Raw genomic sequence first — 20,691 nt, forward strand, 5'->3', positions numbered from 1 at the left:
GATCCCGATCGGGGCGTCCGAGCGCTCCGACCGAAATATTACTCGTCAGTACACCCATTTCGCGCCCGCTAAGCAAGCGCTTTGAACTGTGACCTTCGCAACGCAGCGTAACCGGAACTCGACGGCTTCGCAGGACCAGCGGGCGTGATCAATCCCGCAGGCCGTTGAAGCGGCCCTGGTGGTAGAGGAGGGGCCGGCCGGCGCCGGTGGGGTCGCCCACGACCACCTCGGCCAGCACGATGCGGTGATCCCCGGCGGGCACCCGGCCGACGACCCGGCAGACCAGCCAGGCCAGCACGTCCTCCAGCACCGGTACGCCTTCCGGGCCCTCGCGCCACGCGGTCGGCGCACCGAAGCGGTCGGCACCGCTGCGGGCGAAGGTGGCGGCCAGCTCGCTCTGGTGCTCGCCGAGTATGTGGACGCCTATGTGCTCCGTCCCGGCGATCGCGGGCCAGCTGGAGGCACCCGTGCCGATGCCGAAGGAGACGAGCGGGGGCTCGGCGGAGACGGAGGTGAGGGAGGTGGCGGTGAAACCGACCGGGCCCGCGTCACCACGTGCGGTGATCACCGCCACACCGGCGGCGTGCCGGCGGAAGGTCGAGCGCAACAGGTCGGGGGAAGCGAGCTGAACGGTGCCGAGTTCGGGCGAGGCCGTCATGGAGTTGTCCTTCTGCTGGAGGTCGCGAGCGGGGCCGTCGGTGCTCAACAACGGGGACAGGTGGCGCTCGCGGTGCGGGCGAGGTCGACGTGGACCCGCCCGAAGAGAAGGAGTTCGGTCGGCATAGGGCCAGGCTGACGATCGACAGTGCGCCCAGTCAAGCGCGGCCCGGAATCCGGAAGGGGCCGCGCCACCTCCTGAGGCCCCCTCACACGGCCTCCCCCAGTGCCGCGATGACATCGGCCTTGCGGGGCTGTCCGGTGGCGCGCCGCACCACGCGTCCGCCGGCGTCGAGGACCAGCACGGTCGGCGTCTTCAGGATCTGCAGTTCGCGTACGAGGTCCAGGTGGGCCTCGGCGTCGATCTCGACGTGGGCCACCCCGGGCACCAGGTCCGCGACCTCGCCGAGGATGCGCCGGGTGGCCCGGCAGGGCGCGCAGAAGGCGCTGGAGAACTGCACCAGCGTGGCCCGCTCACCGAGGTCGCCGCCCAGTTCGGCCGCTCCCAGCCGCTTGCCCTCGTCGCGCCCGCGCACCCGTACCCTCCCGCTCCGCCGCCTGTGCAGCACTCCGAAGGCGCTCGCCACGACGAGCACCGCCACGCACACCACCAGTCCGGTCATCATCCGCATCAGCATTCACGAGACTGCAAAGATTCCCGCCTCCCGCGGGACTTTCCGTTGCGGAATCCTTGATTCATGGACATCGACGTGAGGGGGCCGCGCTTCGGCGCGGCCGTGACGACGGCCGTACTGGCCGTGGCCCTGAGCCTGCAGAACACCTGGGTGCTGGGCTGGCAGACGCTCGTGTTCGCGCTCGGCGCCGCCGCGGGCGTGCACCGTTCGCCGTACGGCTGGGCGTTCCGCACGGCGGTACGGCCGCGGCTCGGGCCGCCGACGCAGTTCGAGGCGCCGGAGCCCCCGCGGTTCGCCCAGGCGGTGGGTCTGGTGTTCGCCGGGCTCGGACTGGCCGGCTTCACGGTGGGACCGCAGTGGCTGGGGCTGGCCGCGACCGGGGCGGCGCTCGCCGCCGCGTTCCTGAACGCGGCGTTCGGATACTGCCTGGGGTGCGAGATGTTCCTGCTTCTGAAGAGGGCCACGGTACGAGCGGAGTAAAAGGGGATTAAAGAACCGAGGTGGGGTGTGGGCCGACGTGACGAGGATCTCGCCGCCGCGGGGCACCAGGACTGGCTACCCGTCCGTTCTTCGGGCACGATCTGCGAGACGCCGTAAACCTACGGCTGCGTAACTTTCCCGCCGGGAGCCCCCCCTTTCCCGAGCAGAGCAGAAAGGGCCCACCCCGCCCATGGCAGAGCTGGTCTACCGTCCCGTCATCGGTCTCGCCAAGACGTTGTTCAAGGTCTGGGACCTGAAGATCGACTGCCAGGGGTCGGAGAACATCCCGCGCTCGGGCGGCGCCGTGCTCGTGAGCAATCACATCAGCTATCTGGACTTCATCTTCAACGGCCTGGCGGCCCTGCCGCAGAAGCGGCTGGTGCGCTTCATGGCGAAGGAGGCCGTCTTCCGGCACCGCATCTCCGGTCCGCTGATGCGCGGCATGAAGCACATCCCGGTGGACCGCGAGCAGGGGGAGGCGGCCTACGCGCACGCGCTGGACTCGCTGCGCTCCGGTGAGGTGATCGGGGTCTTCCCGGAGGCCACCATTTCGCAGTCGTTCACGCTGAAGAGCTTCAAGTCCGGTGCGGCCCGCCTCGCGCAGGACGCCGGCGTCCCGCTGATCCCGATGGCCGTGTGGGGCACCCAGCGGCTGTGGACGAAGGGCCAGGCCCGCAACTTCAAGCGCGACCACCTGCCCGTCACCATCCGCGTCGGCGAGGCGGTCGAGGCGCCCCGCGACCAGTACGCGGGCGCCATCACCCGGCGGCTGCGCGAGGCCGTCCAGGAGCTGCTGGAGGCCGCGCAGCGCGCCTACCCGGCCCGTCCCAAGGGCACCGAGGACTCCTGGTGGCTGCCCGCTCACCTGGGCGGCACGGCACCGACGGTGGAGCAGCTGCGGACGGCCGAGGCCCACTGACCTGCGGAACCTCGACCGGGGGGCTTGAGGGGTTCAGCAGTGCGGCCGGCTTCGGGCCGGTGGGGGCTGACTGCGCCCACGCGGCGGAGCCGTACGTCAGGTACAGCCCCGCGCCCCGGGGAGTGGCAGCGCCGTCCGCTCCGCGGCGCCCGCTTCGAGCGGAGGGCACAGCAGCCCGGCACCCGGAGACCCGCGGCGGCGTCCCGGCCGATAGGGTTCGCGATCGTGACGGGAGAGCCGGGTGGCTCTCGTGTACCGACCGCTGTACGGGGGCTCGACGATGCGGCGCTGGTGGAAGGTGACGTTGGCGGCTGCGGCCGTGCTGGCCCTGGCCGGCTGGATCACCGCACCGTACGTGCGGGACTGGTGGCTGGTGCGCAGCGCCTGCGACGGCGCGCTGCCCTCCGGACCGGTGCGCGAACTCGCGGCAGGTGGCGGTCACTTCACGAAGGCGGACACGACGGCTCATCCCCGTCTCGGCGACTACGGCTGCATCCTGCGCTTCGAGGGCCAGGGCAGCGGCACGCTGGTGGTGCGGATGACCGCCTACACCCAACGGGACGATCAGGACGGCGAGTTCCAGGACGCCTTCCCTCAGGAGGGCTTCTCCTTTCTGCGTCCGATGCCGCAGGGTCTGCCCGGGTTCATCGACGATCTCGGCGACCTCCGGTTCCTGCTGCGCTGCCCGGATCTGGGCCGGGACGCGGCGGGCCGGCCGCGCCGGATGCTGGTGACCGCCGTCCCCGGTCAGGCCACCGCCCGCACGAGCCACGCCGTCTACGAGACGGTCGTCCCGCTGGTCAACTCCGCCTCACGGCACCTGGGATGCGGCGCGAAGCCGCTGACGGTGCCGGAGGGCGCTGCGGCGCCGGCGGATCCACGTGAGCCGCGGCGGGCGGTCGCGGTCACCGCGGCGGGCGGCACGGCCTGCGGCTGGGTGACCCGCGCGCGGATCCCCTCGGCCGCCGAGTGGCAGGTGGAGCCGCTGATGAACGACGCGTCACCCGCGGGGCGTTGCGACCTGGCCAGGCGCGGCGAGGCCGCGCAGACCGGCCAGAGCCTGCTGTTCGCCGCCTGGTACGGCGACTGGAGCAACCGCGTGGTCTCCTTCGACGGCGTGCGCCGCGCGCTGACGGCGACCGCCCGCTGCGACGGCGAGGCCGCCAACTTCGCCGTGAAGGCCTCGAAGGGGATCCCCGGTGTCGGCACGGCGGAGCAGCGCAGGCTGCTGAGGGCCTTCGCCGAGGACCAGGTCCGGCGGCGGGGTTGCTCGGGGCTGCGCCTGACCGGCTGACCACCGCGGCGTGCTCGGCACGACCGTGCCGTGGAGCGCCGGGCCGGGTTGCGTCGTAAGGCGCCGGGCCGTCAGAACGGACCGTTGCGGTACGCCGTCAGATACGCGTCGTCGAGGATCTGCCGGATGGCCGCCGCCCGCCCGGCCGGTGCCTTCCGGGCCTCGGCCCAGGCGTCCACCGCCAGGAACATCTGCCGGCGGCCGTCCATGAGATCGCCCGGTACGGGTCCGCTCACCGCCCGCCCGGCGATGGCGCCCATGGACGGCCGCTCCGTCACCTGGTCCGGGGCCGCCCGGTAGGCGCCCCGGGTGTGCCGGCGCACCGACGCGTCGAAGGCGTCGGGATCGGCGATGTCGCCGTCGCGGGTACCGTCCGCCCTGACGTGCATGAGGGTGCCGATGCGGCGCGCGATGTCCCCGAGGTCGTTGTCGACTCCGAGCGTGGGGGGCGAGGTCCTTTCTCCCGGTTCCTTCTCGGGGTGGTGGTCCGGGTCCGTGCCCTGGCGGGTGAGCCGCTCCAGATAGTGGGCGAGGTAGGCGCGTTCGGCGTCGTAGAGGACGGCGAACGCCTCCGGGTCCCGGGCCAGTCGGGCGAAGAGGGGGCCCGGGTCGGCCGTCAGGGTGCCGGTGCGGTCGAAGCCGAAGTCCGGGTGTGCCTCACCGGGAGCGAGGAAGGGGCCGAAGCGGGACCAGCCGGCCTGGTCGGGGGCGGCATCCGCGCCGGAGGCGGCCGGGGTGGCGGCGTCGGGGTCGTCGAGGCTGAGCAGAGTGGTGTCGACGACGTAACCGGCGAGCACACGGGCCAGACCCGGCTCCGCGCCGGCGGGCACATCGGCCTCGTGGTAGACCGCGCTGATCGCGTAGACGACACGGGCCTGGGCCGTGGTGTGCGGCTTCCGGCCGTCTGCGCCGGTGGCGGCCGTCATCACCTGGCCGAGCGCACGACCGCCGTCGCCGCACAGGGTGCCGGACGGCAGGAGCGCGCGTACGGCGTCGTAGCGGGACATGTCGTCGTGGGGGTCGAGAACGCGGGTCGCCGACGCCGGGGTCTTCGCCAACTTCCTTGTCGCAGCGGGCAGTTCCTCGCACGAACGGCCCCCGAGGACGAGCGGCACGGCGACGGCGCCCGCGAGCAGGGCCAGCGCCACGGCCGAGGCGAGCACCCGGTGCTCACGCACCCGACCGAACCGCCCACCGGAGCCGCCGCTCGCCGTACCCCCGGTACCTCGCGTTTGCGGACCGGCGGGGCCTTCCGGTTCGACGGAGGCCGGCTGCCCAGCAGACCCCCGGCTCCCTCCGGCGAATTCCCGGCCGCTCCCGGCGAGTTCCCGCCCCCGCTCGGCGGATTCCCCGGTGCGGCCTGCCGAAGTCCGTTGCCCGCCTGAGCCCTCGCCACCGGCTTCGCTCGGCGTGCCGGACGGCGTCGGTGCCGGCGTCTCCTTCGGGCCGGCGCTGTCCTCGTCTCCCGCTTCCCCGTTGCCCATGGCCGGGAGGTTAGCGAGTGCGACCGAGGCGGCGGCGGGCGGGGTGCCTGCTCAGCAAGAAGTGAGGACGAGGACGACGTTGTGGCCGCCGAAGCCGAAGGAGTGGCTCACCGCCGTGCGCACGTCCTGGCGGCGGGGGTGTTTGGTGACGCAGTCGATGTCGAACTCGGGCGCCGGCGCCTGGAGGTTCGCGACCGGGGGGACCCGCCGGTGCTGGAGGGTGAGGACCGTCAGCGCCGCCTCGATCGCCCCGGCCGCGCCGAGGGTGTGCCCGAGCACACCCTTGGCCGCGGTGACGCTCGGGCGGTGCGGCAGCACCCGGGCGATCAGCGCCGCCTCGGCGGCGTCGTTGAGCGGAGTCGAGGTGCCGTGCGCGTTGACGTGGTCCACGTCCTCAGGGGCCAGACCGGCCTCGGCGAGCGCCGTGCGCAGGGCGGCCTCGGCACCGTGGGCGCCCTCGGGCAGTGCCGTCGGGTGGTGGGCGTCGGACGTGCTGCCGCACCCGGCGAGCAGGGCGCGGGGGCGCGCGCCGCGGGCGGTGGCGTCGGCGGTGCGCTCCAGGACGAGGATCCCGGCGCCCTCCGCCATGACGAAGCCGTCCCGGTCGGCGGCGAACGGGCGGGAGGCCGCGGCCCGGTCGGCCCGTTCGGAGAGTGCGCCCATGCGCCAGAAGCCGATGGTGCACACGCGGCTGACCGCGGCTTCCACACCTCCCGTGACCGCGATGTCGCAGCGGCCGGCGGCGAGCAGGTCCCGGGCCGTGGCGATGGCACTGGCGCCGGAGGCGCAGGCCGTGGCGGGGCTGAGGCTGGGCCCGCGCGCCTGGAGGTCGATGGAGACCTCGCCCGTGCCGAGGTTCGGGATGATCATCGGAATGGCGAGGGGTGACGTCAGGTCGGCTCCGCGCTGTTCGAGACGTGCGTACTGCTCCTCCAGCTTCTCCAGTCCGCCCATGCCGCAGCCGATGACGGTGGCGACCCTGGCCCCGTCCCAGCCGACGGGGTCGAGCCCGGCGTCGCGGACCGCCTCCCGGGCCGCGAGCACGGCGAGCTTGGCGAAACGGCCCATGCGCCAGGCCTTGCGCCCGATCCGGCGGTCCAGGTCCCGCTCCGCGAGCGGGACCCGGCAGGAGAAGTCGACGGGCAGTCCGGCGAGGACGGGGTCCGGGGCGGCGGTGGCCCGACCCGCGCACACGCCGGTCCATGTGTCGTCGACGCCGATCCCGGCGGGTGTGACCAGTCCCAGGCCCGTCACGGCGATCGAGGCGCTCACGGAGCCGTCACCGTGTCCGAGGCGCGCAGTGTGTCGACGTACTCGGTGACTTCGGCGAGCGTGGTGGTCCGGGTGGCGTGCTCGGCCTCGATCTTCACACCGAGCCTCTCGTCCAGGATCAGCGCGAACTCGGCCAGTGCGAGGGAGTCCGGTTCGAGCTGCTCCAGAGTGGCCTCGGGGCCGAGTTCGGCTTCCGGAACGAGGAAGCTGCCGGTCAGCACGGAGCGGATGATGTCGTAGGTGTCGGTCATGGCCTTTTCCTCAGGGGCGCGACGGTCGGGACTGCACTGATGTCTGTCAGGGGCTCCACTCCAGGAGGACCAGCCCGCCGGAGGCGCCGCTGGCCAGCCCGAACAGGGCGACCAGGTCGCCCGGGCGCAACCGCCCCCGCCGCGCGGCTTGCGCGAGCTGCAGGGGAAGGCCGGCGGTGGCGACGTTGCCGTAGGCCGTGAAGACGGGTACGGCCTTGTCCTCGGGCACGTCGAGGGAGTCGAGGATGGTGCGGGTGAAGGCGACGGACGGCTGGTGCACGCACACGAGGTCCAGGTCTTCCGGCTTGCGGCCGGCCGCGTGCAGCGCCTCGAACGCGCGGGCCTCCAGGCCGGGGAAGGAGGCGGCGAGGGCCGCGGAGTCAAACCGGACGGCGGGGGCGGGGGCCGACGGCCCGAAGTACGGGTTGGCGACGGTCGCGGCCGGCCAGCTCGACGAGTTGGCGCAGAACACGGCGGCACGGATGCCCGGCCGGTCGCTCGCCTCCACGAGCAGGGCGGCTCCGAGATCGCCCAGCGTCAACGCGGGCAGCAGCAGGGCCAGTTCACCGCGGTCACGCACCGGCAGCGCGGACAGCCGGCTGCCGAGCTCGCCCGTGGTCACGAGCACGCGTGTGTAACGGCCCGCCCGGATCAGGGCGTCGGCGATCTCCAGGGCGTTCAGGACCCCGTTGCAGGCGTTCTGTACGTCGAAGACGGGGGCGGTGACGCCGAGTTTGTACGCCACGACATGGGCGGTGGCCGGCTCCTCGACGTCCTCGCTCACGGACGCGTAGATCAGCAGGTCGACGGCGTCGGGGCCCAGGCCGGCCTGATCCAGGGCACGGCGGCCGGCCGCGACCGCCAGATCGGAGGGCCAGCTGCCGGGCGGTGCGACGCGGCGTTCCTCGAAGCCGTACATCTGCCGCAGAATTCCGGGCATGAGCCGTACGCCGGGGTTCCGGGAGCGGACCTCGTCCTCGATCTCCGTGCCGGTCTGACGGTCGGCGGGCACGTGGACGGCGACGCGACGGATCGTGCTGCAGCGGGGCTTGGTCATGGAAGTCGTGTCGTCTCCGCGGCGGGCCGCACTCGTCGTCGGGTGCCGCCGGTCGGCGGCTCGGGTCGGTGACTCGTGCAGTGAGGCGGCTCGGGCCAGTGAAGTGACAAGAGGTGCCGCACCGCAATCGGATACCGGTCCGTGTGCACCCATTGGAGTGATCATGGTCCGGGGCTTCATACCGTGGGGTTACGCGCGGCACGAGGAGGATCTCCCGGGCCCGACAATGCTCCGCTGTCGTCGGCCGACGCCGGCTTCCCGCACACCGGCTACGACGGTGCCCCGCACCGGTTCCGCCCCCGCGGACTCGCCGCGCGCGTGGCGCCCGCCGCCTCACGGCGCGCCGGGAAGCGTCTTCCACAGGGAGGGGCGGTCGGGGGCAGCCTTCAGCGCGTCGAGGACGGCCGGGTGCGGTGCGGCGTACAGGAGCGGATGGTCCAGCTCACCCGACGCGGGGTCGGGGATCCAGGCCAGGCGCTCGCCGTCGAGGGAGAACCGGGCGTCGACTCCGGGTTTGTTCCCACGGGGGTCCTGCCGGTGCCAGGCGCCGTGGAAGCGGACGGCGACCAGACCGTGCAGGACATGACCGCTGCCGTCGTCGTGCGTCAGGCGTTGGTAGCACAGGGCCGTGGGGATGTCCTCGGCACGCAGCAGGGCCGCGAGGGCGTGGGACTTGGCGTGGCAGATGCCGGTGCCCAGCCGCAGGACGTCGGAGGCGCGCCAGGTGACGCGGAGATCGCCGGAGTCCTGGGAGTGCGGGATGGTGTCCCGGACGAATTCATAGGCGGCTCGTGCATAGGCATACGAGTCGGCCGCGCCTGCGGCCAGCCGCCCGGCCGTCTCCCGGACCACGGGATGGTGATGGTCGATGACCTCGTCGGCGGCCAAATACGCGGACAGGTCGGCGGTGTTCTGGATCAGCTTCATGCCCGCAGAGCATAGGAATGCGACCACTCGACAGTCAATGACTTTTCAAGTGATCGCATACCTATGCATCGCTGGCGACGATCGTGCTAGCGGGCCATCTCCTCCTTGAGGGCGGCCACGAAGCTGTCGACGTCCTCCTCCGTGGTGTCGAAGGAGCACATCCAGCGCACGACCCCGGCGGCCTCGTCCCAGAAGTAGAACCGGAAGCGCTTCTGCAGGCGCTCGGACACGTCGTTCGGGAGCTTCGCGAAGACGCCGTTGGCCTGCACCGGGTAGAGGATCTCCACGCCGTGCACCGCGCGCACGCCCTCGGCGAGCCGTTGCGCCATCTCGTTGCCGTGCCGGGCGTTGCGCAGCCACAGGTCCTTCGCCAGCAGCGCCTCCAGCTGCACCGACACGAAGCGCATCTTGGAGGCCAGCTGCATCGACATCTTCCGCAGGTGCTTCATCTGCCGCACCGCGTCCTGGTTGATGACCACGACCGCCTCACCGAAGACGGCGCCGTTCTTGGTCCCGCCCAGCGAGAGGATGTCGACGCCGGCCGCGTTGGTGAACGTCCGCATGGGCACGTCCAGCGAGGCGGCCGCGTTGGCTATCCGGGAGCCGTCCAGGTGCACCTTCATGCCGCGGGCGTGGGCGTGCTCGCAGATCGCGCGGATCTCCTCAGGCGTGTACAGGGTCCCCAGCTCGGTGCTCTGGGTGATCGACACCACCTGGGGCATGGCGCGGTGCTCGTCCTCCCAGCCCCACGCCTGCCGGTCGATCAGCTCGGGGGTGAGCTTGCCGTCGGGCGTGGGGACGGTCAGCAGCTTCAGGCCGCCCATCCGCTCGGGCGCGCCACCCTCGTCGACGTTGATGTGCGCGCTCTCGGCGCAGATCACCGCACCCCAGCGGTCGGTGACGGCCTGGAGCGCCACCACGTTCGCACCGGTGCCGTTGAAGACCGGGAAGGCCTCCGCGGTGGCGCCGAAGTGGCCGCGGATGATCCGCTGGAGGTTCTCGGTGTACTCGTCCTCGCCGTACGCCACCTGATGGCCGCCGTTGGCCAGGGCCAGGGCGGCCATCACCTCCGGGTGGGCTCCGGCGTAGTTGTCACTGGCGAAACCGCGGACCTGCGGGTCGTGGTGGCGACGCGCGTCGGTCTTGGGAGGGTTCACGGCTTCTCGGTCAGCCACAGACGGTTTCCGTTCACTTCGGCGGCGGACTTGCTCCAGACGCCTTCGATGGCCTCGGCCAGGTCCTTGACGTCCGTGAAGCCCGCGAACTTCGCGTTGGGGCGCTCGGCGCGCATCGCGTCGTGCACCAACGCCTTCACCACCAGGATCGTAGCCGCGGACGTCGGCCCCTCGGGGCCCCCCGCCTTGCGGAAGAAGTCCCCCATGGCGAGCGTCCACGCCTCGGCGGCGGCCTTGGCCGCGGAGTACGCCGCGTTGCCGGCGGTGGGCTTGGAGGCACCGGCCGCGCTGATCAGGACGTACCGGCCACGCTCGCTGCGCTGCAGCGCCTCGTGGAAGGCCAGGGAGGTGTGCTGGACGGTCTTGACGAGCAGCAGCTCCAGGAAGTCCCAGTCGTCGAGGCTGGTCTTGGTGAAGGTCTCGCTGCCGCGCCAGCCGCCGACCAGGTGCACCAGGCCGTCGACGCGCCCGAAGTCCTTCTCGATGTGGGTGGCCCAGTCCCGGGTGGACTGCAGGTCGAGCAGGTCCACCGTGTCACCGGTGACGGTGGCGCCACCGGACGCGTACCGGGCCGCGTCCACGGCCTCGGACAGCCGCTGCGGGTCGTTGTCCGCGCCCACGACGGTCGCCCCGGCCTCGGCCAGGCGCATCAGGGTGGCACGCCCGGCGGGTCCGCCCGCGCCGGCCACCGCGATCACCGCACCGCTGAGCGGCCCGTTCGCCCCGTTCCCCATGATCTTCCCCTCTGAAGCAGTGTTCTGGACGCGGTCGCTCACGCGGCGACCGGCTCGGCGCTGTCCGCCGTGATGCCCTTGGTGGAGGCGATCACATTCTTCAGCTTCTTGGACAGGGCCTCGTAGAACATGCTCAGCGGAAACTCGTCCGCGAGCACGTCGTCCACGAGCTTGCGCGGCGGCTGGGTCAGGTCCAGGGCGTCCGGGCCCTTGGCCCACTTGGAACCGGGGTGCGGGGCGAGGTAGGTGCGCACCAGTTCGTAGCCGGCGAACCAGTGCACCAGCTTCGGGCGGTCGATGCCGTCCTTGTACAGCTTCTCGATCTCGGCGCACAGCTCGTTGGTGACCTGCGGGGCGCGCTCCCAGTCGATGGAGAGCTTGTTGTCGGTCCAGCGGATGACGTCGTGCTTGTGCAGGTAGGCGAAGAGCAGCTGGCCGCCGACGCCGTCGTAGTTGCGCACGCGGTCACCGGTGACCGGGAAGCGGAACATGCGGTCGAAGAGCACCGCGTACTGCACGTCACGGGCCTGCGGGACGCCGTCCGCCTGGAGCTTGACGGCCTCCTTGAAGGCGGTCAGGTCGCAGCGCAGCTCCTCCAGGCCGTACATCCAGAACGGCTGGCGCTGCTTGATCATGAACGGGTCGAACGGCAGGTCGCCGTGGCTGTGGGTGCGGTCGTGGACCATGTCCCACAGCACGAAGGCCTCTTCGCAGCGCTTCTGGTCGTGGACCATCGCGGCGATGTCCTCGGGCAGCTCAAGGCCCAGGATGCCGACCGCCGCGTCGGTGACCCGGCGGAAGCGCGCGGCCTCGCGGTCACAGAAGATGCCACCCCAGGAGAAACGTTCCGGCGCCTCGCGTACGGCGATGGTCTCCGGGAAGAGGACGGCCGAGTTGGTGTCGTAGCCGGCGGTGAAGTCCTCGAAGGTGATGCCGCAGAACAGCGGGTTGTCGTAGCGCGTGCGCTCCAGCTCGGCCAGCCAGTCGGGCCAGACCATGCGCAGCACGACCGCCTCCAGGTTGCGGTCCGGGTTGCCGTTCTGCGTGTACATCGGGAAGACGACCAGGTGCTGCAGGCCGTCCGCGCGCTGCGCGGCGGGCTGGAAGGCCAGCAGGGAGTCCAGGAAGTCCGGCACCTGGAAGCCGCCCTCGGCCCAGCGGTGCAGGTCCTTCACGAGGGCCTGGTGGTAGGCCTCGTCGTGCGGGAGCAGCGGGGACAGCTCTTCGACCGCGTCGACGACACGCCGTACGGCGGCCTCGGCGTCGGCCGCGGCCGGGGCACCCTCGGCGTCGAAGTCGATCGATCCGTCCTTGGACTGCCATGGCCGGATCTGCTCCACGGCATCCTTGAGCACGGGCCAGGCCGGATGCTCCACCACCCTGGTCAGCGAAGAAACCTGTCCCTTCGCACCCGCCTGCACAAGAATTTCCGTCATGTCCCATCCTCCACGGGAGAAGCTCGCGTAAGGACACCGTATGCATACCCCGTTTCAGCCAGCAAGAGGCAAGCTCAGGAAATTATTCTGTCCACCGCCTTGGTCACCGATATTTTTCCTGCCGTAAACCGTGACGGCGCTCACTTCCATCACCTCGGCCCGACGCTCGCCAGCACGCCGCGGAGCTGTCAAGCGTGCGGGGACTCGCCCACGACAGGGTGACGGCGGGGGCGCATACCGGCCAGCAGACGCCCGCCACACACCCGGATGCCTCGTGCACGTGCGGGTTCATCGCCGGGCCCGGCCATTAGGCTGCGACTCTGCCCGCGCGGACGACGGCGTCCGCCCGTCCCGCGCGCGCCGAGCCGCCGTCGACGGAAGCGAGTTGAACCTTGAACTTCCTTACCATCGGTCACCGCGGGGTCATGGGTGTCGAGCCCGAGAACACCCTTCGTTCCTTCGTCGCCGCGCAGGACGCCGGCCTCGACCTGATCGAACTCGATCTGCACCTGAGCAAGGACGGCGCCCTCGTCGTCATGCACGACGCGGAGGTGGACCGTACGACCGACGGCACCGGAGCGATCGCCGACAAGACCCTGGCCGAGCTGCGGTCCCTGGACGCGGGTCGCGGCGAGCGGGTGCCGGTGTTCGAGGAGGTGCTGGACGCGGTGCGGACACCGCTGCAGGCGGAGATCAAGGATGTGGCGGCGGCCCGGGCCCTCGCGGCGGTGATGCGCGAGCGCGACCTGGTCGGGCGCGTGGAGGTGTCCTCCTTCCACGACGACGCGGTCGCCGAGATCACGCGGCTGGTGCCGGGGGTGCGCACGGCGCTGGTCGCCAGCCGCTACGGCACGGACGTGGTGGAGCGGGCGGTCGCCGTGGGCGCGGCGACCGTCTGCCTCAACATCCGCCGGCTGACCCTGGAGGTCGTCGAGCACGCGCGCGCGTCCGGGCTGCGGATCATCGGCTGGGTCGTCAACACCCAGGACCATCTCCGGCTGGTACGCGCCCTGGAGCTGGACGGCGCGACGACCGACTTCCCGCAGATCAAACGCACCGGGCGCTTCACCGCGTAGGGGTCGCGCGGCGCGCTGGGGTCAACCCGGGACCCTCACGCGAGCTTCTTGACCAGCAGCTCGAACTGCAGGTCGGGGCGCTGCGGGATGCCGAAGCGCTCGTCGCCGTACGGGAACGGGCTCATCTTTCCCGTACGGCGGTAGCCGCGGCGCTCGTACCAGGCGATCAGGTCGTCCCGCACGGAGATCACCGTCATGTGCATCTCGGTGACGCCCCAGGTCTCGCGGGCCCGGCGCTCCGCCTCCGTCATGACCGTCTTGCCGAGGCCCTCGCCCTGCAGGCCGGGACTGACCGCGAACATGCCGAAGTAGGCGTGCTCGCCGCGGTGTTCCAGCTGGCAGCAGGCGACGATCCGGCCGTCCTGCTCCACCGTCAGCAGCCGGCTGTCGGGCGACTTGATGACCTCCAGCACGCCCTCCGGGTCCGTCCGCTGTCCCTCCAGGATGTCCGCCTCGGTGGTCCACCCGGCCCGGCTGGCGTCCCCGCGGTAGGCCGACTCGATCAGCGTGACCAGCGCGTCGACGTCGGCGTCGGTGGCGTCGCGGAAGGTGGGTCCGGTGGAGGCGGTGTCCATGGGCGGCCTTTCGGTCTCGGGCGTGGCAGAGCCAGGGTCGAGGGTAACCCTGCCCTAGGCTGCGCCTGCATGGTGCACGTACTCAGCAGCCGGACCCTGCTCACCCCCACCGACCCCGAGCGCTCCAGGGCCTTCTACGGCGGGCAGCTGGGGCTCGCCGTCTACCGCGAGTTCGGTACGGGCCCCGAGCGCGGGACGGTCTACTTCCTCGGCGGCGGCTTCCTGGAGGTCTCGGGCAGGTCCGAGACGCCCCCGTCGCCCGCGGTCCGGCTGTGGTTGCAGGTGGACGACGTGACGGCCGCGCACGAGGAGTTGCGGGCGAAGGGCGTCCCGGTCGTCCGGCCGCCCGTGAAGGAGCCGTGGGGCCTGGTCGAGATGTGGATCGCCGACCCGGACGGCACCCGCATCGCGCTGGTGGAGGTCCCCGCGGACCATCCGCTGCGGTACCGGCCGGGGACCTAGGGGTGCCGTTCGGATCAGGCCGGCCGTGACGAACAGTACGGACTGGCAGACCTGGTGACACCGGAACGATCCAGACGACACCCCCTGGCGGCCCGCCCCGTCCGGGTCTGGTCCCGGTGGTGAGCAGGTGGCCGCTGACGCCGCGCAGCGAGGGCACGGACTCGGTCCGCCGCAACGCCCCCAGGACCGGCGTCCGGCGCGGCGGGTCGAGCCAGGACGCGATGTCGCCCGTCAGCCAGGCCGCGCCTTCGAGGCCGTACCGCGCGTGCGGTGTCAGGCCGGCGTCCGCGAACTCGGCGGGGACGTCCTTTGGCGCGGGGAAGTACGCCGTGGTGGACATCGCCTTGCTCCCGGGGCGGATCGAGCGGGCGGTGGGAGAGCCGGCCGGCCTGATGACCGGGCTGTCGGCGCCCGGGCGGGCACGTCCGGCGGGATCGGGGCGGGCGCGTCCGACCAGGGCGGGGCGGGCACCTCGGGCCGGGCCGCGGCGGGCGCCTCCGGGGCGCGGCCGGGCCGCAGCCGCCCGTCCCCGGCCGCGGCGTCGACGTACATGCCCCTGGCGAGGGTGTCGTGCAGTCCCGCGCACCGGTTGATCGCGGCGACGACGAGACCTGCGGGCCGTGCCACCCGCCGTGCCTGGGCGAGGGCCCGGACCCGGTCGGCACGCTCCGGCAGGTGGTGGAGCGGCCCGAGGAGCAGTACGACGTCCACGGACGCGTCCGGCACGTCCAGGGCGTGGGCGCCGCCGTGGCGGGCCCGCGCGCCCGGCAGCGGTGCCGCCCGTGCGACGTGCCCGGGTACCCGGTCGAGGAGTTCCACGTCGTGGCCGCCGGCGGCGAGCCACTCGGCGTGCGCGCCGCTGCCGCCGCCCACGCCGAGGATCCGGGCCGGAGCGGGCGGCAGGATCCTGCGCAGGACGTCCTGGGTGCGCCAGCACTCCGGCGGCCGGCGCCCGCGCGCAGCCGGGCGTCCTCCCGGTCACGTCCGTGGTACTCGGCGGTCTCCCCGGCCGACGAGGGTGCCGTGGTGTCCACGGGCTCCAGGGCCGGATCCCTTGTGCACCGCGTTCCCCTCCGGCAAGTGATGTCCCGCGCCCGCGGGGCCGTCCCGGATAGCCGGGGCGGGAAGCCGGGGTTAGCGTGCGGGAGAGGCCTCTGTGCGGGGCGGCAGTCCGCCCCGGCCGGGAGGAACCGTCATGAAGGAACCGCCATGAAGTTCGACAAGCCGGTGACCGGCGGACCGTGCTGGACCGAGCTGGGGACCAGTGATCTGGAGGGCGCCAAGCGGTTCTACACCGAGCTGTTCGGGTGGCGGCCGCAGACCGATCCCCGCCAGGAGGCGGGCGGATACACGGTGGCGCACCTGGGGGACGCGGCGGTCGCCGCGCTCACCCCGCTGTACCAGGAGTCCCAGCCGGTGGCGTGGAACGTCTCCTTCGCGGTGGCCGACGCGGACGCCGCCGTGCGACGCGTGGAGGAGGCCGGCGGGACGGTGGTCCTCGGCCCGATGGACGTGTTCGACGTGGGCCGGTTCGCGGTGGCCCTCGATCCGACGGGCGCGGTGTTCCAGCTGTGGCAGGCGCGGTCCTTCCCGGGCGCCGGGCTGTTCGACGCGCCCGGCACGCTCGGCTGGGTGGAGCTGGCGACCCGGCACACCGAGCGGGCCCGGGACTTCTACACCACGGTGTTCGGCTGGAGCGTCAACGCCTCGCCGTGGTACACGCAGTGGGGAGTCGACGGCGAGGACTTCGGCGGTATGGCGGACATGGGCGACCGGTTCCCGCCCGAGGTGGCGCCGCACTGGCTGCCGTACTTCGCGGTGGAGGACGTGGACGCGACGGCCGGGATCGCGGAGCGGGCGGGCGGTGCCGTCGTGCTGGCGCCCGTCTCGGTGCCGGACGGCCCGCGCATCGCGGTGCTGCGGGATCCGCAGGGCGCGGCGTTCGGCGTGCACCGGGCCGGTGCGGAGGGCTGAGCGGACGCTTGCCTTGGAGAGCACTCCAGCTCCTAGCGTCGCAGACACCACCTGCCGAAAGGGAAGCACACGTGCGGTACACACTGTTCGGACGGACCGGTCTGCGCGTCAGCGAGCTGGCGCTCGGCACGATGACCTTCGGGGACGACGTGGACTGGGGTGCCGACAAGGCGACCAGCGCCCGGATCCTCGACACCTACGCCGACGCGGGCGGCAACGTCGTCGACACCGCGAACAACTACACCTCGGGCAGTTCCGAGCGGATCCTCGGCGAACTGCTGTCCGGGCGCCGCGACCGGTTCGTGCTGGCGAGCAAGTACACCTGCGGCACCCGCGACGGCGACCCCAACGCCGCGGGCAACCACCGCAAGAACCTGGTGCGGTCGGTCGAGGAGAGCCTGCGGCGGCTGCGCACCGACCGGCTCGACGTGCTGTGGGTGCACGCCCGGGACAACTTCACGCCGGTGGAGGAGGTGATGCGTGCCCTGGACGACGCCGTGCGGGCCGGCAAGGTGCTCTACGTGGGCGTGTCGGACTGGCCGGCCTGGGAGATCGCCCAGGCCAACACCCTTGCCGAAATGCGGGGTTGGACGAGCTTCGCCGGTTCGCAGCTGCGGTACAGCCTGCTGGAGCGCACGCCGGAGCGGGAACTGCTCCCCCAGGCCCGGGCGTTCGATCTCGCCGTGTTCGCCTGGGCTCCGCTGGCGGCGGGCAGGCTCACGGGGAAGTACCGGCGCGGGGAGCGGGGCCGGCTGGACGTGCTGGGAGAGCGGCCGAAGGCGTGGGAGGAGGATGTCATCGGTGTGGTCCTGGACGTCGCCGAGCAGGGCGGCTGGAGCCCGGCGCAGGTGGCTCTGGCCTGGCTGCTGGGCCGTCCCGGGAACGTCGTACCGATCATCTCCGCCACCAGGCCGGAGCAGTTGGCGGACAACCTCGCGAGCACCGGGGTGCGGCTGGACGAGGAAGCGGTGAAGCGGCTGGACGAGGTGAGCGCGGTCCCGCTGGGCTTCCCGCACGACTTCCTGCGCGAGCCGCCCGTCACGCGCAACGTGTACGGCGACCGCTGGCCGGACATCGAGGACCGCCGGTCCACCCACCGTCGTACGGCGCACGACGTGCTGTAGGCGCGCGCTCCTAGGCGCGCAGTGCGCCCATGTGGCCTTCCAGGCGGCTGAGCAACTCGGCGAGCAGGCCGGCGAGTTCTCCCTGACCGTCGGGGGTCAGCACCGACAGTACGGCGGTCTCGTAGGCGAGTTGGTCCGGGAGGATGCCGTCGACCAGGTCGCGGCCGGCGTCGGTGAGACGGAGGTGGGCGACGCGGCGGTCGCGGGTGTCGCCTCGCCGCTCGACCAGACCGCGCTCGGTCAGCTGCTTGACCCGCTTGGTGACGGCGGCCCCGGAGGAGAAGGTCTCCCGGGCCAGCTCCCCTGGGGTCAGCTCGTGTCCGGTGCGGCGCAGCGCCCCCAGCAGGTCGAACTCGGGACGGCTGAGCTCGGCCCGGCGCAGCGGCGCGTCCTCCGCCTGCTGGAGCAACGCGGCGCAGCGGTTGATCCGGCCGATGACCTCCATGGGCCCGGTGTCCAGCTCGGGGTGAACGGCCTGCCACTGCCGGACCACGGTGGCGACGGTGTCATGACGGCCGGCGGTGCGGGTGCCCGCGCCGGGGGCGGTGTCCGTGCCGCCGGCGGTGTCCGTGCCGGCCGTGTCCTGCGCCGGCGTCCGTGCGCCGTTCGTCGCCGTCATGGCCGTATGTCCTCCGTCGTCCTGCCCTGGTCCCGGTCCCTGCCGTCGTCCTGATGCCGGCCCGGGGCCTGAGCCTGGTCATGGTTCCACGGTACGAGCCCCTGGCGTCGTACCGTCGCCGCGAGCGTACGGTGTCCGGACCGCTCGGCGAGTACGACCCGCTCCTCGGGCAGGGCGCGCTGCCACCACTCGCCGGACGCGGCGTCGGCCGTGGCGCGCAGATCGACGAGGGCCGCGGCGAGGGTGCGGCGGGCGGACTCCAGGGCACCGGGTGCCGGGTGCGGCTCGGCCAGCAGCCGGGCGGCGTTCTCGCGGGCGCGTTCCGCGGTGGTCGACGCGTGTTCGAGGCGGTCGCCCGCGCGCCGGTTGGTGACGGCGACGGCCGCGACGAAGCCGGCCAGCGCGCCGACGAGGGTGTCCGCGACCCGCTCGGTGATCAGCTCGGCCGGGTCCTGGGCGCGGGCGAACTCGGTGACGAGCAGGGCCATCGGGGTGACGCAGACGGTGCCCAGCCAGTAGTTGCGGCCGATCAGCGCCTCCGCGCCGAAGTTGAGGGCCAGGGTGCACAGCACCAGGACGGCCGGGTGGAGATGGGCGAGCGGGACGAGCGCGGCGAAGAGGAACACGCCGACGACGTTGCCGACCACGCGCTGGATGGCGCGGCTCCAGGTGAGCGTGACGTTGGCCTGGTGGAGGGAGGCCGCGGTGACCAGCGCCCAGTAGGGACGCCCGACCCCGAGCGCGAGGGAGGCGTAGCCGGCCAGGGCGCAGCCGGTCGCGGTGCGCACCGCGAGGGGGGTGAGGGGGGTGAGGGGGGCCAGGCGGTGCCGCAACGGCCTTCGGGGCAGGTCGAGTTCGGCGTCCACGCCGAGGAGTTCACCGGCGGCCTCGGCCGTGGCGCCGACGCGCGGGATCCGGCCGGTGCCGCGCAGCGCGCGGGCCCATGCGCGCAGCCGTGCGGGATCGGTGTCGGCGGGGGCGGCGAGGGCGACCTCGGCGCGGACGAGGAGCCGTTCCAGGGCGCGCCGGGTGCGGTCGGGCCGGGCGCCCGCGGCGAGCAGCGACTGCCAGGCGGCGTGGACCGCGGCGGCGGCCGAGGCCCGGGCCCGGGCATGACCGTCGCCGGTGCCGCGCGTGTCGGCGTATCCGGCGGCGGCGTTCAGGGCCTGGGCGGTGGCGCGGCGCTCGGGGCCGTGCGGGCGGAGCAGTCCGGGCGCCATGCCCACCAGCCAGGCCCAGACGCCGGCCGTCAGGGCCAGCCCGAGGTGGGCGGGCACCTGGGCGAGGGTCTGCGGCGCGAACAGCGAGGCGGAGCTGATGAAGGTCAGCACGACGTGGGCGGGCGGTCCGAGGCGGGTGGCGTCGCACGCGGCCTTCTGGACGGCCGCCATCACGGCGCCGACGGTGACCAGCACGACGGGATCGGCGGTGAGCGACGCGGCGAGCAGGGCGACGGCCAGGCCGCCGACCATGCCGAGCACGACCCCCGCGAGAACGCGGGCGCGGGCGGCGTAGGGCCGGTTGTGGCCGTAGAGCGCGCACAGCGATCCGGCCATCGTGTACATCGCGAGGTCGAGGCGGCCGAGGGCCAGCAGGATCAGGTTGGGCGGGGCGACCGCGGCGACCACGCTCAGCGCGGGCTTGAACCAGATGTCGGAGGGCCGCCCGAGGCGGAGCACTCCGGCGAGGGGAAGTCGATGGAGGGTCGCGCTGCTCATGGCATTCAATTTAACATGTGTTTTACTCGTAAAATTTCCCGGGCTCTCGCCGGCTCCTTCGCCGACTCCATCGCCGGATTCTTCGCCCGGCTTCTTCCGGGAGGCGCGTTCACCTGCCGTGCTCCGCCGAGTGCTCCCCGTGTACACCCTTGCGCTCGCGTGCGCTCCGCATGACGTGGGCATCGCATCCCTCGAACCCACCGTCGAGCGGGGAGGTGCGCGTGCACGGACCGGTGTCGGCAGCGTGGCTGCTGGTCGCGCTGTGCGCCGCGACCGGCGTCTACTGCCTGCTGCGGATGCGCAGCGGTGTCGAGGAGCAGCGCCGGTCCGCGGGGGGCGAGGCACTCATGGGCTTCGGCATGGCCGTGATGGCCGTACCGGCGGCGGTGTTCACCCCGCCGCGGTGGGCGTGGCCGCTGTACGCAGCCGTGTTCGGCGCGGCGGCGGTGCGCGCACTGTGGGCCGCGCGCACCGCCCCGCATCATCTGCACCACCTCGTGGGCGCGGCGGCGATGGTCTACATGGCGGTGGTGATGGCCTTGGCTCCGCCGGAGGCGCACCACGCACACGGCGGCACCGGGGTGCCGTTGCTGACCGGCGCGCTGCTCGCGTACTTCACGGCGTACGTGCTGCTCGCCGGCGCCCGCCTGGTGCCGGCCGCCGCCGTGGTGGCCGGGGGCGGCGGCGGCCCGGCCCGCTGGGGGGACCGGCCGGAGCTGGCGCGGGCCTGCCGGCTGTCCATGGGGATCGGGATGGTCACCATGCTGCTCGCCATGTGAGCGGGCCCCGCGGGCGGGTACGGCGCTCCTGGGGAGGTGAGCG

General features: G+C 72.7%; 23 protein-coding genes. 8 read left to right on the forward strand and 15 right to left on the reverse strand.

What is annotated here, in order from left to right:
- Positions 1 to 148: 148 nt before the first annotated feature.
- From IE244_RS19620 to IE244_RS19625, 3 genes are all read right to left on the reverse strand, one after another.
- Positions 149 to 658, reverse strand: coding sequence for a flavin reductase family protein (locus tag IE244_RS19620; RefSeq protein ID WP_191874847.1), 510 nt, complete (start codon positions 656 to 658; stop codon positions 149 to 151).
- Between the two features lie 44 nt (positions 659 to 702).
- Positions 703 to 783, reverse strand: a complete 81-nt coding sequence (locus tag IE244_RS43180; protein ID WP_373305757.1) for a putative leader peptide — start codon at positions 781 to 783, stop codon at positions 703 to 705.
- A gap of 83 nt (positions 784 to 866) precedes the next feature.
- The gene (locus tag IE244_RS19625; RefSeq protein WP_191875006.1) at positions 867 to 1,280 is read right to left on the reverse strand and encodes a TlpA family protein disulfide reductase; all 414 of its coding nucleotides are present in this window, start codon (positions 1,278 to 1,280) and stop codon (positions 867 to 869) included.
- A gap of 75 nt (positions 1,281 to 1,355) precedes the next feature.
- On the opposite strand from IE244_RS19625, the gene IE244_RS19630 reads away from it, so the two are divergent.
- From IE244_RS19630 to IE244_RS19640, 3 genes are all read left to right on the forward strand, one after another.
- The gene (locus tag IE244_RS19630; protein ID WP_191874848.1) at positions 1,356 to 1,772 is read left to right on the forward strand and encodes a DUF4395 domain-containing protein; all 417 of its coding nucleotides are present in this window, start codon (positions 1,356 to 1,358) and stop codon (positions 1,770 to 1,772) included.
- Positions 1,773 to 1,962: 190 nt separating this feature from the next.
- Positions 1,963 to 2,691 carry a lysophospholipid acyltransferase family protein gene (locus IE244_RS19635; RefSeq protein WP_191874849.1) on the forward strand — a complete coding sequence of 243 codons (729 nt, stop codon included), beginning with the start codon at positions 1,963 to 1,965 and terminating at the stop codon, positions 2,689 to 2,691.
- Positions 2,692 to 2,932: 241 nt separating this feature from the next.
- Complete coding sequence (locus tag IE244_RS19640; RefSeq protein WP_191874850.1) at positions 2,933 to 3,985, forward strand: hypothetical protein; 1,053 nt, start codon at positions 2,933 to 2,935, stop codon at positions 3,983 to 3,985.
- A gap of 71 nt (positions 3,986 to 4,056) precedes the next feature.
- On the opposite strand, the gene IE244_RS19645 is transcribed toward IE244_RS19640, so the two are convergent.
- The 8 genes from IE244_RS19645 to IE244_RS19680 all read right to left on the reverse strand — a co-directional run bounded on the left by IE244_RS19645 (position 4,057) and on the right by IE244_RS19680 (position 12,321).
- Positions 4,057 to 5,163, reverse strand: coding sequence for a hypothetical protein (locus tag IE244_RS19645; protein ID WP_191874851.1), 1,107 nt, complete (start codon positions 5,161 to 5,163; stop codon positions 4,057 to 4,059).
- A 357-nt stretch (positions 5,164 to 5,520) separates the two neighbouring features.
- Entirely contained in the window at positions 5,521 to 6,741 is a 1,221-nt protein-coding gene (locus IE244_RS19650; RefSeq protein WP_191874852.1) for a beta-ketoacyl-[acyl-carrier-protein] synthase family protein, read from the reverse strand.
- Positions 6,738 to 6,992: an acyl carrier protein gene (locus IE244_RS19655; protein WP_191874853.1), complete on the reverse strand. Its 255-nt coding sequence runs from the start codon at positions 6,990 to 6,992 to the stop codon at positions 6,738 to 6,740. Before IE244_RS19655 ends, IE244_RS19650 begins: the two co-directional genes overlap by 4 nt.
- A gap of 46 nt (positions 6,993 to 7,038) precedes the next feature.
- Positions 7,039 to 8,049, reverse strand: coding sequence for a 3-oxoacyl-ACP synthase III family protein (locus tag IE244_RS19660; protein WP_191874854.1), 1,011 nt, complete (start codon positions 8,047 to 8,049; stop codon positions 7,039 to 7,041).
- 333 nt (positions 8,050 to 8,382) lie between these two features.
- Positions 8,383 to 8,976, reverse strand: a complete 594-nt coding sequence (locus IE244_RS19665; protein ID WP_191874855.1) for a transglutaminase-like domain-containing protein — start codon at positions 8,974 to 8,976, stop codon at positions 8,383 to 8,385.
- A gap of 86 nt (positions 8,977 to 9,062) precedes the next feature.
- The gene (locus IE244_RS19670) at positions 9,063 to 10,133 is read right to left on the reverse strand and encodes a threonine aldolase family protein (protein ID WP_191874856.1); all 1,071 of its coding nucleotides are present in this window, start codon (positions 10,131 to 10,133) and stop codon (positions 9,063 to 9,065) included.
- On the reverse strand, positions 10,130 to 10,885 hold the full coding sequence (locus tag IE244_RS19675; RefSeq protein ID WP_191874857.1) for an SDR family NAD(P)-dependent oxidoreductase: 756 nt from the start codon (positions 10,883 to 10,885) through the stop codon (positions 10,130 to 10,132). The genes IE244_RS19670 and IE244_RS19675 overlap by 4 nt, the downstream gene beginning before the upstream one ends.
- Before the next feature lie 38 nt (positions 10,886 to 10,923).
- Positions 10,924 to 12,321, reverse strand: coding sequence for a DUF6421 family protein (locus IE244_RS19680; RefSeq protein WP_191874858.1), 1,398 nt, complete (start codon positions 12,319 to 12,321; stop codon positions 10,924 to 10,926).
- A gap of 392 nt (positions 12,322 to 12,713) precedes the next feature.
- Between IE244_RS19680 and IE244_RS19685 the strand changes: the two genes are divergently transcribed.
- Positions 12,714 to 13,397, forward strand: coding sequence for a glycerophosphodiester phosphodiesterase (locus tag IE244_RS19685; protein WP_191874859.1), 684 nt, complete (start codon positions 12,714 to 12,716; stop codon positions 13,395 to 13,397).
- A 35-nt stretch (positions 13,398 to 13,432) separates the two neighbouring features.
- On the opposite strand, the gene IE244_RS19690 is transcribed toward IE244_RS19685, so the two are convergent.
- Positions 13,433 to 13,972, reverse strand: a complete 540-nt coding sequence (locus tag IE244_RS19690) for a GNAT family N-acetyltransferase (protein WP_191874860.1) — start codon at positions 13,970 to 13,972, stop codon at positions 13,433 to 13,435.
- A gap of 69 nt (positions 13,973 to 14,041) precedes the next feature.
- Between IE244_RS19690 and IE244_RS19695 the strand changes: the two genes are divergently transcribed.
- The gene (locus tag IE244_RS19695) at positions 14,042 to 14,434 is read left to right on the forward strand and encodes a VOC family protein (protein WP_031160478.1); all 393 of its coding nucleotides are present in this window, start codon (positions 14,042 to 14,044) and stop codon (positions 14,432 to 14,434) included.
- A 273-nt stretch (positions 14,435 to 14,707) separates the two neighbouring features.
- Here IE244_RS19695 and IE244_RS43185 read toward each other — a convergent pair whose 3' ends face one another.
- Entirely contained in the window at positions 14,708 to 15,307 is a 600-nt protein-coding gene (locus tag IE244_RS43185; protein WP_373305755.1) for a class I SAM-dependent methyltransferase, read from the reverse strand.
- Positions 15,308 to 15,643: 336 nt separating this feature from the next.
- On the opposite strand from IE244_RS43185, the gene IE244_RS19705 reads away from it, so the two are divergent.
- A complete protein-coding gene (locus IE244_RS19705; protein ID WP_191874861.1) occupies positions 15,644 to 16,408 on the forward strand; it encodes a VOC family protein in 765 nt (254 codons plus the stop codon).
- A 71-nt stretch (positions 16,409 to 16,479) separates the two neighbouring features.
- Positions 16,480 to 17,532: an aldo/keto reductase gene (locus tag IE244_RS19710; RefSeq protein ID WP_191874862.1), complete on the forward strand. Its 1,053-nt coding sequence runs from the start codon at positions 16,480 to 16,482 to the stop codon at positions 17,530 to 17,532.
- 10 nt (positions 17,533 to 17,542) lie between these two features.
- Here IE244_RS19710 and IE244_RS19715 read toward each other — a convergent pair whose 3' ends face one another.
- Entirely contained in the window at positions 17,543 to 18,151 is a 609-nt protein-coding gene (locus tag IE244_RS19715) for a MarR family winged helix-turn-helix transcriptional regulator (RefSeq protein WP_229854221.1), read from the reverse strand.
- Positions 18,148 to 19,869, reverse strand: coding sequence for an FUSC family protein (locus tag IE244_RS19720; protein WP_191874863.1), 1,722 nt, complete (start codon positions 19,867 to 19,869; stop codon positions 18,148 to 18,150). The genes IE244_RS19715 and IE244_RS19720 overlap by 4 nt, the downstream gene beginning before the upstream one ends.
- A gap of 221 nt (positions 19,870 to 20,090) precedes the next feature.
- On the opposite strand from IE244_RS19720, the gene IE244_RS19725 reads away from it, so the two are divergent.
- Positions 20,091 to 20,648 (forward strand): DUF5134 domain-containing protein, encoded by a 558-nt coding sequence (locus tag IE244_RS19725; protein ID WP_191874864.1) that lies wholly within the window; start codon positions 20,091 to 20,093, stop codon positions 20,646 to 20,648.
- The last annotated feature ends 43 nt before the right edge of the window (positions 20,649 to 20,691 follow it).

It is taken from the genome of Streptomyces filipinensis (assembly GCF_014649495.1).
Classification (GTDB): domain Bacteria; phylum Actinomycetota; class Actinomycetes; order Streptomycetales; family Streptomycetaceae; genus Streptomyces; species Streptomyces filipinensis.

Coding starts and splice junctions, on each gene's coding strand:
- IE244_RS19620 (WP_191874847.1), bottom strand. CDS start 658: ATGACGGCCTCGCCCGAACTCGGCACCGTTCAGCTCGCTTCCCCCGAC.
- IE244_RS43180 (WP_373305757.1), bottom strand. CDS start 783: ATGCCGACCGAACTCCTTCTCTTCGGGCGGGTCCACGTCGACCTCGCC.
- IE244_RS19625 (WP_191875006.1), bottom strand. CDS start 1,280: ATGACCGGACTGGTGGTGTGCGTGGCGGTGCTCGTCGTGGCGAGCGCC.
- IE244_RS19630 (WP_191874848.1), top strand. CDS start 1,356: ATGGACATCGACGTGAGGGGGCCGCGCTTCGGCGCGGCCGTGACGACG.
- IE244_RS19635 (WP_191874849.1), top strand. CDS start 1,963: ATGGCAGAGCTGGTCTACCGTCCCGTCATCGGTCTCGCCAAGACGTTG.
- IE244_RS19655 (WP_191874853.1), bottom strand. CDS start 6,992: ATGACCGACACCTACGACATCATCCGCTCCGTGCTGACCGGCAGCTTC.
- IE244_RS19660 (WP_191874854.1), bottom strand. CDS start 8,049: ATGACCAAGCCCCGCTGCAGCACGATCCGTCGCGTCGCCGTCCACGTG.
- IE244_RS19665 (WP_191874855.1), bottom strand. CDS start 8,976: ATGAAGCTGATCCAGAACACCGCCGACCTGTCCGCGTATTTGGCCGCC.
- IE244_RS19675 (WP_191874857.1), bottom strand. CDS start 10,885: ATGGGGAACGGGGCGAACGGGCCGCTCAGCGGTGCGGTGATCGCGGTG.
- IE244_RS19680 (WP_191874858.1), bottom strand. CDS start 12,321: ATGACGGAAATTCTTGTGCAGGCGGGTGCGAAGGGACAGGTTTCTTCG.
- IE244_RS19690 (WP_191874860.1), bottom strand. CDS start 13,972: ATGGACACCGCCTCCACCGGACCCACCTTCCGCGACGCCACCGACGCC.
- IE244_RS19695 (WP_031160478.1), top strand. CDS start 14,042: ATGGTGCACGTACTCAGCAGCCGGACCCTGCTCACCCCCACCGACCCC.
- IE244_RS19705 (WP_191874861.1), top strand. CDS start 15,644: ATGAAGTTCGACAAGCCGGTGACCGGCGGACCGTGCTGGACCGAGCTG.
- IE244_RS19715 (WP_229854221.1), bottom strand. CDS start 18,151: ATGACGGCGACGAACGGCGCACGGACGCCGGCGCAGGACACGGCCGGC.
- IE244_RS19720 (WP_191874863.1), bottom strand. CDS start 19,869: ATGAGCAGCGCGACCCTCCATCGACTTCCCCTCGCCGGAGTGCTCCGC.